The sequence below is a fragment of the Ancylomarina sp. YFZ004 genome (assembly GCF_054254355.1).
In genome coordinates this window covers 111,019-124,876 of sequence record NZ_JBTCHQ010000004.1, presented here as the reverse complement: position 1 = coordinate 124,876, position 13,858 = coordinate 111,019, and the positions used below count along the sequence as shown (strand labels likewise).

The window sequence follows — 13,858 nt, the reverse complement described above, 5'->3', positions numbered from 1 at the left end:
ATACAAAACTACCCTATCATCTTTTTTGCATGGATAATAACCGCATCATACTATCTATAGATGACTCTCCAATTAATAATAAATTAATTGAGGCATATTTTAGAAAAGACTACATCATTGTTTCTAAAGATGGTGGACTAGAGGCCTTAAAATGGCTTGAAGTCAACCTTCCTGATGTCATCCTACTTGACGTCATGATGCCAGTTATGGACGGAATGGATGTGCTTGAAAAATTACAGGAGAGCGAACGCTTAAAAGAAATTCCCGTAATTATGGTAACAGCTAAAACTGAGATGGAAACCATCAAAGCTGCTCTTACCAAAGGTGCTCTTGATTATGTAAAAAAACCTATTGACTTTACAGAATTGCAATCGAAAATAATGATTGCTTTCCAAATGAATCAGCAAAAACAAGAAATATCAAAATACAAATCCTATTTCGATATTCATCAGGGGATGATTCATGCTCAAAGAATTCAACGTTCAATATTACCTGATACTGAACATTTCAAGCGTATGTTTCCAAAATCATTCATTATTAATCTCCCAAAGCATGTTGTAAGTGGTGATTTTTACTGGATAAACCAGAATTTCCAACAAAAAAACATAGGGGTATTCGATTGTACAGGACATGGAGTTCCTGCTGCCATGCTAACTATGATGGGACAAATGGAACTTCATACGATTTTTGAAAATGGGAGCAGCATTCAAGTGGGGCAAATATTTTCTAAACTCAGCCAGAAATTCAGTCGCCTTTTAAATAGTTCGAGTGATACATTTACTCAATATGATGGAATGGATGGGGCTTTTCTTTCAATCATTTCACAAGAAAACAAAATTGAATATGTTGGAGCTAGACGTCCTCTTGTTCTAATTCGAAAAGGTGTTGGACAATTAAAAATCGACAAAGAACTACTTGAAGCAAAAATGACAAATGAGGATTTTTCTCTATTTGAAATCCCTGCCGACAGATTATCAATTGGAAAAGAAAGCGAACTCGCTGAATTTCACACAAAAACAATAACGACAGCTCCTGGCGATAGATTGTTCATTTATTCAGATGGCATCACTGATCAACTGGGAGGAAGCCAAACCAAACGCTTGAAGAAAAAAGAATTCTATCATAAACTACTTAAACTTCAATCTAAGTCAATCAATCTTCAGAAATCTGATTTCTTTAACTGGTTAGATGAGTGGAAAGCGAATAATGAACAAACAGATGATGTCTTAATGGTAGGTATTGAATTATAAGTCAATTTCTTCATTTGGAAAAAATTCCTTCTTAAAATTAACCAGATACAACTTCTCCGTTGCTCGCGTTATTGCGGTATAAAGCCAACGGTAAAATTCACGATTAAGCATATCTTCGGTAATATAGCCCTGATCTACAAAAACAGCACTCCACTGCCCTCCTTGTGCCTTATGACAAGTAATCGCATAGGCAAACTTCACCTGCAAAGCATTAAAAAACTTATTATCCCGAATTTTCTCATATCGTTTTTTCTTTGAACGTATATCAGCATAATCCTCAGAAATAGTGAAAAAGAGTTTTTTATTTTCCTCATAGCCTAAAGAGGCAGCTTCAATATTTAGTGTATCAAGCATGATCATGGTATCAAGCTCAAGATCTTTATAGTCTGGAAAACGAAGACTTACCTCAACATACCTGAAACCATAAAGCTCAACATGCTTACCAATTCTGGTAATTTCAACGATATCACCATTGGCAATAAAATCAATCTCTTTGACATCAGCTGTCCAGAAATAATTATTTTTCACAACCATTAAATAGTCACCTACCGTTATTTCATCCTCTCTATATAATATACTATTACGAATCCCTTGATTGTATTGGTTCGCTCGTTTATTAGAACGACTAAGTACCATCGTTTCCTCTAAACCATACTTATAATGAGCCGAAGATATCTCTTCAATAAGCTCTCCTCCACTTATTCGAACAATATCAGGAAATCTTTCAGTCTCAAATTGAGGATAACCACTATCCCCTTCATCAAGCATTCTACGAAGTTCAGTTGCATTCTTTAATATACCAGACTCTTCAGCCTGACGAACAACCTGAGTTAAAACAACTTCCATAACCGTAAGGTTATAACAAGATTCAAGTTCTTTAGGGTCTAAAGCTGGGCTCACATCAATTCCAATTGGCGGTAACTGTGCAACATCACCTATAAGAACCAATCGACAATTACTTCCAGCAGCAACATAGTTAACAAGATCATCTAACAAACAACCTGAACCAAAAGAAGAAGCTTCATGCGAATAATTTGAAATCATGGATGCTTCATCAACAAGAAAAATAGTGTCACGAGAAAGATTTCTATCAAGATTAAATACTCCAAAGCCATCATTAAGAGATTTCTGACGGTATATCCTTTTATGAATTGTTTGGGCACTTTGCTTACAATAATGGGAAAGGACCTTTGCTGCTCGGCCCGTTGGGGCTAAAAGAACAGTCTTAATTTCCATTTCAGAAAGACTAGCGACCAAAGCACTAACAAGAGTCGTTTTACCAGTACCCGCGTATCCTTTCAATAAAAAAATACTATCATTCTTACTACTAGTCAAATAATCAGACAATTCGTCTATTGCAATTTTCTGATCAGTAGTCGGTTCGAACTTTAATTCCTTACAAATACTTAAGCTAATATGCTTTTTTAACATTTCCACATAAAATTAATGGTTATAAAAATAACCAAACAGATTTTTTTTTTAAATTTGCAAACAAACTTACACAAACTAATAAACTAATTGTATGTTACGAGCATAAGAATACACACGTTTTAACGTATATTTAATTGCAATTAGCATATAACTAAATTAACACAAATTATAAACTATGAAATTAAAACCAGTCCTTCAAATTTTACTTGCTTTTCTAATTGTTGCGTTTGGATATTTAGCTTACCAAAGTATTATGAAGCCAATTAAATTTGGTGAAATTAAAAAAGAGAGATACGAAAAGATCACTCAACAATTGAAAGATATTCGTAAAGCACAAAATGCTTACAAAGAAGTAAATAAAAAATATACTGGCAGCTTTGATACTTTGATCTCATTTATCAAATCTGATTCAATGCCTATGATTAAGTCAATTGGTTCATTAACAGATGAGCAAATTGAAGCAGGTATGACTGAAAGAGAAGCTGTAGTTAAAGGGTTTATTACTCGTGATACAATCATGGTTTCAGCTCTAGAGACAACCTTCAACACTAGCTATGCTATTGAAAATCTAAGATACGTTGCTTTTACACAAGAGCAGAGTGAGTTTAAAATGGCAGCTGGTATTGTTGTTACTGGTTCTAAAGTAAAAGTTCAGGTTTTTGAAGCTAAAGTTTCAAACACGAATATTTTCGCTGATCTTCGTGATGAGTACTTAGACGAGTTGAAAGAAGAAAATGGTAACCGTATTCGTATGAACAAATACCCTGGACTAAAAGTAGGTTCTCTTGAAGAAGCTAATAACGGATCAGGAAACTGGGAATAATCCTTAAAAAAATATTATGGACGAATTATTATTTGTTGATTCAACATTTGAAAAGGATAATACGTCAAGATATAAACTATCCATCCAGCTATGTCTGGATGGATTTTCTTTTTCTATCCTTAGCTCAGAGAATAAATGTCTGGCACTTTTCCAATCAAAAAAGCTAAATTCAGAAACGGATAATGGCTCTATTGATATATTAAAAGAAGGTATACGTAATTGTGACTATCTCAATCTGACATATAATCAAGTTTCGGTTATTTGGTTGACAAAAAAGGCCTGTATTATTCCTTCAGAACTTTTTTCTGATACCATGGCTATTGATAGCTTTCAATTATGTCATCCTCTCTTAAAAGCCGAAATTTTAAACTGGAGCGAGTTCAAAGAAATGAATGCCTATATTGTATATGCCTTACCTTCTACTCTACCTGATTTTATAGAATCTCAGTTTCCAGGAGCAGACATATCACATCAAACTTTAAATTTTTACCATAAGGTTTTAAATCAAGGTATAGATAGTAAACATCCAAAAGTATTCGTTCAGGTTTACGATCATTTTTTCGATGTTTTTATTCCCAATAACGAACAAAAACACTTTGCTAACAGTTTTTCCTTCAAGGATGAAACTGACATGGTTTATTATATCCTAAATATCTATAAACAGCAAAAATTGAACACAGAATACAGTCAACTTCATCTTTTAGGGAAAATAGATGAAACAAGTAAAGCATATCAAATACTGAAACGTTATATTAAGGATATTGTTACTGATAATATACCCAACGGTTTGTTCTTAAAAAGTACAGTTCCAAATTCCGAATACAATCAATTTACCAAACTTTTAAATACAAGTCTGTGCGAATAATTAGTGGTAGTCATAAAAGTAGAAGGATATCTCCGGATAAGAGCTTTAAAGCTCGTCCTACAACCGATTTTGCAAAAGAGAACCTTTTTAATGTTCTAAACAACACAATCGATTTTGAGGACTTAAACGTTCTCGATTTATTCAGTGGCACGGGGAGTATCAGTTACGAATTTGCTTCTAGAGGTGCCGAGCAAGTCATTTCTGTTGAATTAAATTTCAAACACTGCGCTTTCATAAAAAAAACAATTAATGATTTAGGATTTAAACAAATTCATGCATTAAGAGCTGATAGTTTTAAATATTTAAAAGGTTGCAATAAAAAGTTCGACCTCATCTTTGCAGATCCACCATTCGAATTAGATACAATTGACACAATTCCTGATGCCATTTTAAAACAAAACATTCTAAATGAGGATGGTATTGTTATTGTGGAGCATTCATCGAGAAACGATTTTAGTCAGCATCCCTTATTCCATGATATGAGAAGCTATGGTAGTGTTAATTTCAGTTTCTTTAAGTTAAAGGATTAATTGAAAAAAATACAGATTATTTTAGTATCCGTAACATGCTCAAAACAGCATGCTTAGTAGCTTTCTTTATTTTTTTATTAGAAAAAAAGCCAGCGCACTATTGCAAGTAAACAAACTTGCATTATCTTTGCATCGCATTCAGGAAAAGGTATGGCTAACGAGCCGACTAATTAAAGTAATTCTGTAGCATTTTGGTTTGGTAGTTCAGTTGGTTAGAATACATGCCTGTCACGCATGGGGTCGCGAGTTCGAGTCTCGTCCAGACCGCCAAAATTAAGAGTTTTGATTCGTTACTCTTTAAACAAACAAATCGCACATTTTGGTTTGGTAGTTCAGTTGGTTAGAATACATGCCTGTCACGCATGGGGTCGCGAGTTCGAGTCTCGTCCAGACCGCCAAAATTAAGAGTTTTGATTCGTTACTCTTTAAACAAACAAATCACACATTTTGGTTTGGTAGTTCAGTTGGTTAGAATACATGCCTGTCACGCATGGGGTCGCGAGTTCGAGTCTCGTCCAGACCGCCAAAATTAGAGTTTTGATTCGTTACTCTTTAAACAAACAAATCGCACATTTTGGTTTGGTAGTTCAGTTGGTTAGAATACATGCCTGTCACGCATGGGGTCGCGAGTTCGAGTCTCGTCCAGACCGCCAAAATTAAGAGTTTTGATTCGTTACTCTTTAAACAAACAAATCACATATTTTGGTTTGGTAGTTCAGTTGGTTAGAATACATGCCTGTCACGCATGGGGTCGCGAGTTCGAGTCTCGTCCAGACCGCCAAAATTAGAGTTTTGATTCGTTACTCTTTAAATAAACAAATCACATATTTTGGTTTGGTAGTTCAGTTGGTTAGAATACATGCCTGTCACGCATGGGGTCGCGAGTTCGAGTCTCGTCCAGACCGCCAAAATATAAACCTTCGATTCTTTTGAGTCGAAGGTTTTTTTTTATTAAAAAATATTCCAATTATTTCTCTAGCCACAATCCTTTCAAATTTTCCCCTTAAAAGCTCTTATAAACGAAAACTTAACCTTCTTTAACTTGTGTTGACGCCTCTTAACTAAAGAAACAGCTATGTTTGTAGTGTAGAAACAAAAACTATTTTTTTCATAAATTAGAGCTGAGCCAACTCAAAAAAGCTCAGCAAGTTTTTCATAGGTTAGATTTAGGTTAGTTGAAAACTCAGGTGGGGACCTGAGTTTTTTCATTTTATACCAATCCCTCATCCCTCTCAATAATTTTTCAAGAAATTTATTTTCTCTTTTGAGTCATTTTAAATATTTTCAGACATAAAGGTCTTTTATTGAATTATTTTTCCCATTTTTAATAGGAAATAATTATGTACTAAGACTTTAAAACAGATGAAAGATTTTAAATCAGCAGATCGCATACAGGATTTGCAGTTCTTTGGAGAGTTTGGCGGCGTTAATCCTTCTATAAGCGACTCGTCGACTTTTACTTTCTTACAGGCCAAAACCATGGGTGATGTGTTCGAGGGAAAAATTGAGGGTTGTTATTTATACTCCCGCCACTGGAACCCTAGTAATCTTTATCTATCAAAAGCGCTTGCCCAGCTTGAAGGCACTGAAAGTGCTCTTGTTACAGCATCAGGAATGGCTGCTATAAGTTCCACACTAATGCAAATATGCAGTGCTGGTGATGAAATCGTATCCAGCAGAACCATTTATGGTGGCAGCTATGCTCTCATGAAAAATTTTCTTCCAAAGTTTGGCATCAATACAAAGTTTGTTAATACGACTGATATTCAACAAGTAAGTCAGGCTATAAGCAAACAAACCAAGTTGATTTATTGCGAGACCATGAGTAATCCTATGTTGGAGATTACAGATATTAGAGAACTTTCCAAACTTGCAAAAGCGAACAACTGCCTTCTGGTCGTTGACAACACTTTTTCTCCACTCATTTTTTCGCCCGCTGAAATGGGCGCTGATATTGTGATTCATAGCTTAACCAAATTTATTAATGGGATGAGTGATTGCGTTGCAGGTGCCATATGTGGAAGTCAGGAATTCATCAATTCATTATATGATGTCAATTCGGGTTCGGCCATGCTTCTGGGCCCCGTATTAGATAGTCATAGATCTGCTAGTATTCTGAAAAACATGAAGACCCTGCATATTAGAATGCAACAACATGCTAGCAACGCCTTAAGTCTTGCTCAGCACCTACAAGCAGATGGGTATAGAATCATCTATCCAGGCTTGGAAAAGCATCCCCAATATGCACTAATGAAAGAAATTGCTCATACCAAATATGGAGCAGGCGGTCTTTTTGTTATCGACTTAAAAGAAAAAGAAACAGCTAATCACTTTATGGAACTCATGCAAGAAGCCAATATCGGGTATTTAGCCGTCAGCTTGGGATCATATAAAACCCTTTTCAGCTCGCCTGGAGGCAGTACTTCATCCGAAATACCAGAACATGAAAGAATAGAGATGGGGCTTACTGACGGGCTCGTACGTATTTCTATTGGCTTGGATGACGATATTGAGAGAACTTACACAAGGATGAATCAATGTCTTGAAAGTATTTATTCTAAATCAAAAACCCAATAAGCTTAAACTCAAGTCAATTAATTTTCATAAATTACAAATCAATTCACTAACAATTGACAAATCATGCTATTAGAAGTATTTGACATCCTATGGAAGGATTACACCCAACAAAATCCTTCAGCACAAGCTATACACGACTTGTTTTCAAAAGAAAATGAGCAAGTGATTAATGACCATATCGCATTTCGAACCTTCGACGATGCTAGAATGAATATTAAGGTGTTATCAAAAAAATTCATAAAACTGGGTTATATTCCCAAAGGTGAATACAAGTTTGAGGATAAACATCTGAATGCTATTCATCTTGAACACCCAACAATTGAGAATGCTCCTCGTGTATTCATTTCGGAATTAATTATTTCGGAATTTCCCGAGGAATTTCAAAAGACTGTCAAAAAAAGAATCAATTCTGTAGGCAATGCCTATTATGCCGATCCCGATTTAATTCACAAGGGCTCCGTTTGGGGAAAACCATCTTATGCCGATTACCAATTTCTTCGGAAAGAGTCGGAATATGCGGCCTGGTTATACATTCACGGTTTTAGACCCAATCATTTTACAGTTAGCATAAATGCCCTTAAGAAATACAACAGCATAGAAAAGGTCAATCAATTTATTAAAGACAGCGGCTACGAAATGAATACAACAGGTGGCGAAATTAAGGGAGTCCCAGAGAAATTCCTTCAACAGTCATCAACTCTTGCCGAAATGGTTCAAATAGAATTTGAGGAAGGAACATACGAAGTTCCAGCTTGTTTCTACGAATTTGCCATACGATATCCCGATACCAAGGGGGAACTCTTCTCTGGCTTTATAGCTGCCAATGCCAATAAAATATTCGACAGCACAAATTTTAGATAGAAATAGACAACAGTGATTATAAACAATGAGAAGCAAAGCTAGTATTAGGCTTTGCTTTTCTTTTTATCTAAATATTGACTTTTATTAGGTCTTTAAAAGAATCGCACAGTTATATTTGCAAGACTAAACAACTAAATTCAACATTGTGAAAATATTACAATCTCTGCCGATATTACTATGTCTTTTTCTAGCAGCCTGTAGCAGTTCAAAACAACCACTTCTCATTGAAGCCGGAGTAGCCAAGACATTGGCGGATTACAGAAAAGAAACTATTTCAGATCTAGAATATCAATTACAATTCAATATCCCTGAGGGAAAAACAGATCCTATTACAGGCAGAAACCTAATAAGCTTCAATTTAACATCTATAAAACAAGATTTGCAAATTGATTTCCGCGAACAAGCGAGCTTGATCAAGTCTGTGACAAGTAATGGAAAAGAATCTGCTTACCAATTTCTATCAGAACATCTGATTATCCCAAAATCGGAATTACAAGAAGGAAAAAACAGCATTGAGATTATCTTTACTGCCGGAAATACATCACTTAATCGCAACGATGAATTCCTATATACCCTATTCGTCCCGGATCGTGCAAGAACAGCTTTCCCTTGTTTCGATCAACCTAATATGAAAGCTAAATTCCAATTGAGTTTGAGCGTTCCTTCTCATTGGAAAGCCATGGCTAACGGTAAATTGAATTATAAAAAGGATGAAGGAAATAGAAGTCTCTATAGCTTTGCACAAACAAAGGCATTGCCAACTTATTTATTCTCTTTTGTTGCTGGTCAGTTCGAAACCATCACACGCGAGCACAATGGACGTGAACACACCATGTATCATCGCGAAACTGATCCAGAAAAATTAGCTGACAACACAGATGAGATCTTCCGTTTGCTATTCGAATCTTTAGATTGGTTAGAAGAATACACAGATGTAACCTACGCTTTTGCAAAATACGATATTGTAGTGATCCCATCGTTCCAATACGGAGGTATGGAGCACACTGGAGCAACCTTATACAATGCTTCAAAAATGTTTTTAGATAAAGATCCAACACAGAATCGTTTATTGGGTAGAGCGAACTTAATTGCTCACGAAACAGCTCACATGTGGTTCGGCGATTTAGTTACCATGAAATGGTTCGACCAAGTTTGGCTGAAAGAGGTTTTCGCAAATTTCCTTGCTGATAAAATCACGAACCCAAGCTTTCCGGATATGAATCACAAACTAAAATTTGAGATGGCTCATTACCCAAGTTCATACAGCATAGATCGAACGACTGGAGCCAATCCGATTAATCAAGTCCTGCCAAACCTAAAAGATGCGGGAAGCGTTTATGGAAGCATCATCTATCACAAATCACCTATTGTGATGAATATGTTGGAGAATATGACGGGTGAAGAAGCGCTTAAACAAGGCTTACAAACCTACATGAAAACCTACGCTTATGGCAACGCAAGCTGGGAAGATTTAATATCTATTTTGGATGAATCGACGCCGAGCAATTTAAAGGAGTGGAGTCAAGTTTGGGTAGATAAAGCAGGCAGAGCTCACATCTCAACTGAATTGATCAGCGAAAATGGAAAAATCAAGCAATTGAATATCGTTCAGAAAGATGTAACAGGAGTCGATGGTGATTGGACTCAGGATTTAAATGTGATTTTAGGTTATAAAGGAGAAAGCAAATCGATTCAAGTATCGATGAACAAAGCTCAAGTTTCAATTGAAGAAGCTAAAGGCATGAATATTCCAGATTATATTATCCCAAATGGGAAAGGCAATGCTTATGGATTTTTCAAGCTAGACGAAAAATCGAAGCAATACCTACTTGAAAATATCAACCAAATAGAGGATGATTTGGCAAGAGGAATCGCTTGGATCAATCTTTACGAAAACCTCCGTGAAGACCAAATCAATGGAAATGATTTTGTTCTTGCCATCGAAAAGAATCTGGATAAAGAGAATAATAGTCTAATCTTAGAACGTATGCTTTCATACCTTAAATCGACCTACTGGTTAGATTTGACTGCCGTGCAAAGAAAGTTAATTGGCAAGCAATTGGAAGAAACACTTTGGATTCGATTGAGTTCTGAAAAAGATATGAGCAAGAAGTCGAGTTTATACTCTGCACTAAGCAATATAACTGAAACACCAGCTTTACTGAATCAGCTTTTCAGAGTATGGAAAGAGGAGATCGCATTTGGCGGTTTTAAGCTTTCAGAAAGCAAAGCAACTGCTTTGGCTTGCAACTTAGCCATTAAAATGCCAAACAAGGCTGAAGAGCTTGTAAAGACGCAAATTGAGCGAATCAAAAACCCTGATCACAAAAAGAAAATGCTCTTTGTTGCTCCTGCCCTTTCGGCAGATAAGGAGGTTCGTAAAGCTTTCTTTGCAAGTCTTAAAAACGAAGAGAACAGACAAATTGAGCGATGGGCTTTAGATGGATTAAGATATCTAAATCATCCTATCCGTGAGAAAGAAGCTTTAAGCTATTTACCACAAGCGCTAGAATTATTGAAAGAGATTCAAGTGACGGGAGATATTTTCTTCCCATACAATTGGTTAAATGTATCGTACAGCGGTCATCAATCAAAAGAAGCGGGAAATATCACTCGTAAATTCTTAGAAGACCGACCTGATTATCCTGATAATTTGAAACTGAAGATTCTTCAAGCTGCTGATGTGGTTTTGAAGAAGTAAGCTGCAAAAATAGAACTTATAAAAGAGCTTGTCCAAAAACATAATGGATAGGCTCTTTTCAGATGGAGCTATTTCCCTCGGAGATGGTAGGATATTGTAACTGGACTTTTCGTAATGTGGGTGGGTTTATTGTTGTCTCAGATTTGCAATCTGAGGCTGTTAGGTTGGCCATATTTTATCGCCTCAACTACAATCGTGCCTTTGAATAAGAGAATTCCAGATTCTCAACTCAATACCTAGCAGATTACTAACATGCTTAACGAGTTTACGAGTAAATCTGCAGGAGCAAATAATAATAATAATTACGAACTGCTTACTGGTATTCTACGCTAACCAGAAAGACAAATTAGTGGTACAAAAAAAGGCCAAGCAAAAAGCTTGGCCTTGGAATATATTTAAACTTAAATTGTTTAGTTTTTCGTATCTTTTACAATAACATCGTGTGCTCCACCTTCGATAATACTCGTAGATGAAACCAAAGTTATCTTAGATTCTTTTTGCATTTGAGCAATCGTAGTAACACCACAACTACACATGGTCGATTTAATTTTACCGATTGTGATATCCAAATTGTCTTTCAACTTACCTGCATAAGGCACATAACTATCAACACCTTCTTCAAACTTAAGGCTGTTGTTACCACCCATATCGTATCGTTGCCAGTTTCTAGCTCTGTTCGAACCTTCTCCCCAATATTCTTTTACGTAGTTGCTACCAACTAAAAGTTTTCTTGTAGGACTCTCATCAAAACGAGCAAAGTATCTTCCCATCATCATAAAATCAGCTCCCATAGATAAAGCTAAAGTCATATGATAATCCTGAACGATACCACCATCTGAACAGATTGGAATATACTCTCCAGTCTTTTCGAAATACTCGTCGCGAGCTTCTGCTACTTCGATTAAAGCAGTAGCCTGACCTCTACCAATACCTTTTTGCTCACGGGTAATACAAATAGATCCTCCACCTACACCAACTTTAATAAAATCGGCACCAGCTTCGGCTAAATATAAAAAGCCTTCTTTATCAACAACATTACCAGCACCAACAGTTACTTTGCCATTGTAATGTTCTTTTATCCATTGAATGGTAATTTTCTGCCATTCCGAAAATCCATCAGATGAATCGATACACACTGTATCAACACCAGCCTCAACCAAAGCAGGTACACGCTCTTCAAAATCTCTCGTATTGATTCCAGCACCAACGATTAATCTCTTCTGCTCATCTAATAATTCGTTGTGATTCTCTTTGTGATTATCGTAGTCTTTACGGAACACAAAATATTTCAGGTTCTCATTCTCATCGATAACCGGAAGTGTATTTAATTTATGATCCCAAATAATATCATTAGCTTCTGTTAAAGAAACGCCAAGCTTACCAACAGCCAATTCAGGCAATGGTCTCATAATATCTTTAACTTTTTTACTCAAACTATCTTTACTGGTGCGGTAATCGCGACCTGTAATAATTCCTAAGAATTTTCCATTTGGACTACCATCTTCAGTAACTCCAATTGTAGAAAAACCAGTTGCTTCTTTTAGATTTAAAACATCCTCTAAAGTTTGCTCTGGTGTAATATTAGCACGACTTTCAACAAAACCAGCCTTATGTTTCTTTACTCTTCGAACCATTCCAGCCTGCTCTTCGATAGACTGAGAACCAAAGATAAACGAAACGCCACCTTCTTTTGCTAATGCAATTGCCATTCCATCGTCGGATACAGATTGCATGATAGCCGATACGAAAGGTGTTTTTAGGTTGATCTTAGAAGATTCTCCTTTCTTAAATCGAACCAGAGGTGTCGTCATATCGACCTTATCTGGAGTACAATCTACCTTAGTTAAACCAGGTATAATCAAATACTCATTAAACGTTCTCGAAACTTCATTAATAATCTTAGCCATGGTTGTTTGATCGTTATTTAATGGTTGTTCAAATAAAAAATTTCACGAAGATATAAAAAAAATATCTTGTCTCCATTAAATAAGAGTAAATGAAATGTTCAAGCAAGTTGTTTTTCCTACTTATGCGCACTAAGTATTCTCGGATTCAGAATTACACAAGCTTTTATTTCGCTGAATAATAGACCGTAAATTGGTTTCAAGCTCATATAGATTCCTTTCCAAAATTTATAATACGCCTCAGTTCTCATAAAATTGGTTCTGTAAACAATTCTCCTTGCCTAATATTAATATTTTAACGAAGTTTGGCCTCGTTCAAAATGAACCATACATATTACTAACACACACAACAAACAAGATGAGAACACCTATTATCGCTCTAGTACTAAGCCTTTTTTTGGCTTTCAGCTCTCAGGCCAAAAACAAAACTGTAAAAACGGATTCTGTTGAAATTATCAAAGCTTTTAATGGAGCCTTTAAATATCAAAACTATTACTTAAGTGCACAGCCAAGTTTGGAGGCCTTACGTTGGTATAAATCACAAGGTGCCAGCACAATTATTAACCTTCGTACCGAAAAAGAGAATAAGGATTTTACCGCTTATGCCTTTAACGAGGAAAATATGGCTAAAGAATTAGGCCTAGACTACCACTGCTTACCAATAGGTGGCTCTAAAGATTATACACCCGAAAATTTAAAGGCATTTGCAAAATTAATTGAAGGAGACAAAAAGCTATTGATACATTGTCGAAGTGCAGGTAGAGCGACAACACTTTTTATGGCTTACCTAATTAAACACAAAGGCTATTCGGTAAACGAGGCAGCCCATGTAGGTCGTAGCCTTAAATTCTCTTTACCCTTAGAGAAAATGCTTGACACTGAAATCAGCCTTGATATGGTGAACTAGTATCCGAGA

10 protein-coding genes and 6 tRNA genes are annotated in these 13,858 nt (G+C 36.0%); 14 read left to right on the top strand and 2 right to left on the bottom strand.

Going from position 1 to position 13,858, the window contains the following annotated elements; all coding sequences use genetic code 11:
• The first annotated feature begins 29 nt into the window (after nt 1-29).
• Entirely contained in the window at nt 30-1,250 is a 1,221-nt protein-coding gene (locus ACXR6G_RS08250; RefSeq protein ID WP_458360940.1) for a response regulator, read from the top strand.
• Here the strand turns inward: ACXR6G_RS08250 and ACXR6G_RS08245 are convergent.
• On the bottom strand, nt 1,245-2,681 hold the full coding sequence (locus tag ACXR6G_RS08245; RefSeq protein WP_458360939.1) for an ATP-dependent DNA helicase: 1,437 nt from the start codon (nt 2,679-2,681) through the stop codon (nt 1,245-1,247). The genes ACXR6G_RS08250 and ACXR6G_RS08245 overlap by 6 nt on opposite strands.
• A 175-nt stretch (nt 2,682-2,856) precedes the next feature.
• Between ACXR6G_RS08245 and ACXR6G_RS08240 the strand changes: the two genes are divergently transcribed.
• The 12 genes from ACXR6G_RS08240 to ACXR6G_RS08185 all read left to right on the top strand — a co-directional run bounded on the left by ACXR6G_RS08240 (nt 2,857) and on the right by ACXR6G_RS08185 (nt 11,038).
• Complete coding sequence (locus ACXR6G_RS08240) at nt 2,857-3,504, top strand: hypothetical protein (RefSeq protein ID WP_458360938.1); 648 nt, start codon at nt 2,857-2,859, stop codon at nt 3,502-3,504.
• A gap of 16 nt (nt 3,505-3,520) precedes the next feature.
• A complete protein-coding gene (locus ACXR6G_RS08235; protein ID WP_458360937.1) occupies nt 3,521-4,369 on the top strand; it encodes a DUF3822 family protein in 849 nt (282 codons plus the stop codon).
• Complete coding sequence (locus ACXR6G_RS08230) at nt 4,360-4,899, top strand: RsmD family RNA methyltransferase (RefSeq protein WP_458360936.1); 540 nt, start codon at nt 4,360-4,362, stop codon at nt 4,897-4,899. Before ACXR6G_RS08235 ends, ACXR6G_RS08230 begins: the two co-directional genes overlap by 10 nt.
• Before the next feature lie 193 nt (nt 4,900-5,092).
• Nucleotides 5,093-5,169, top strand: a tRNA-Asp gene (locus ACXR6G_RS08225).
• 51 nt (nt 5,170-5,220) lie between these two features.
• A tRNA-Asp gene (locus tag ACXR6G_RS08220) sits at nt 5,221-5,297 on the top strand.
• Nucleotides 5,298-5,348: 51 nt separating this feature from the next.
• A tRNA-Asp gene (locus ACXR6G_RS08215) sits at nt 5,349-5,425 on the top strand.
• A 50-nt stretch (nt 5,426-5,475) separates the two neighbouring features.
• A tRNA-Asp gene (locus ACXR6G_RS08210) sits at nt 5,476-5,552 on the top strand.
• Nucleotides 5,553-5,603: 51 nt separating this feature from the next.
• A tRNA-Asp gene (locus tag ACXR6G_RS08205) sits at nt 5,604-5,680 on the top strand.
• A gap of 50 nt (nt 5,681-5,730) precedes the next feature.
• Nucleotides 5,731-5,807 (top strand) — tRNA-Asp (locus tag ACXR6G_RS08200).
• A gap of 454 nt (nt 5,808-6,261) precedes the next feature.
• Nucleotides 6,262-7,476, top strand: coding sequence for an aminotransferase class I/II-fold pyridoxal phosphate-dependent enzyme (locus ACXR6G_RS08195; RefSeq protein ID WP_458360935.1), 1,215 nt, complete (start codon nt 6,262-6,264; stop codon nt 7,474-7,476).
• Nucleotides 7,477-7,539: 63 nt separating this feature from the next.
• Nucleotides 7,540-8,337: a 2-oxoadipate dioxygenase/decarboxylase family protein gene (locus ACXR6G_RS08190; protein WP_458360934.1), complete on the top strand. Its 798-nt coding sequence runs from the start codon at nt 7,540-7,542 to the stop codon at nt 8,335-8,337.
• 145 nt (nt 8,338-8,482) lie between these two features.
• Nucleotides 8,483-11,038 (top strand): M1 family metallopeptidase, encoded by a 2,556-nt coding sequence (locus ACXR6G_RS08185; protein ID WP_458360933.1) that lies wholly within the window; start codon nt 8,483-8,485, stop codon nt 11,036-11,038.
• Nucleotides 11,039-11,448: 410 nt separating this feature from the next.
• On the opposite strand, the gene ACXR6G_RS08180 is transcribed toward ACXR6G_RS08185, so the two are convergent.
• Nucleotides 11,449-12,945, bottom strand: coding sequence for an IMP dehydrogenase (locus ACXR6G_RS08180; RefSeq protein WP_458360932.1), 1,497 nt, complete (start codon nt 12,943-12,945; stop codon nt 11,449-11,451).
• A gap of 355 nt (nt 12,946-13,300) precedes the next feature.
• Here ACXR6G_RS08180 and ACXR6G_RS08175 point away from each other — a divergent pair, with 355 nt between their 5' ends.
• Nucleotides 13,301-13,849, top strand: coding sequence for a fused DSP-PTPase phosphatase/NAD kinase-like protein (locus tag ACXR6G_RS08175; RefSeq protein WP_458360931.1), 549 nt, complete (start codon nt 13,301-13,303; stop codon nt 13,847-13,849).
• The last annotated feature ends 9 nt before the right edge of the window (nt 13,850-13,858 follow it).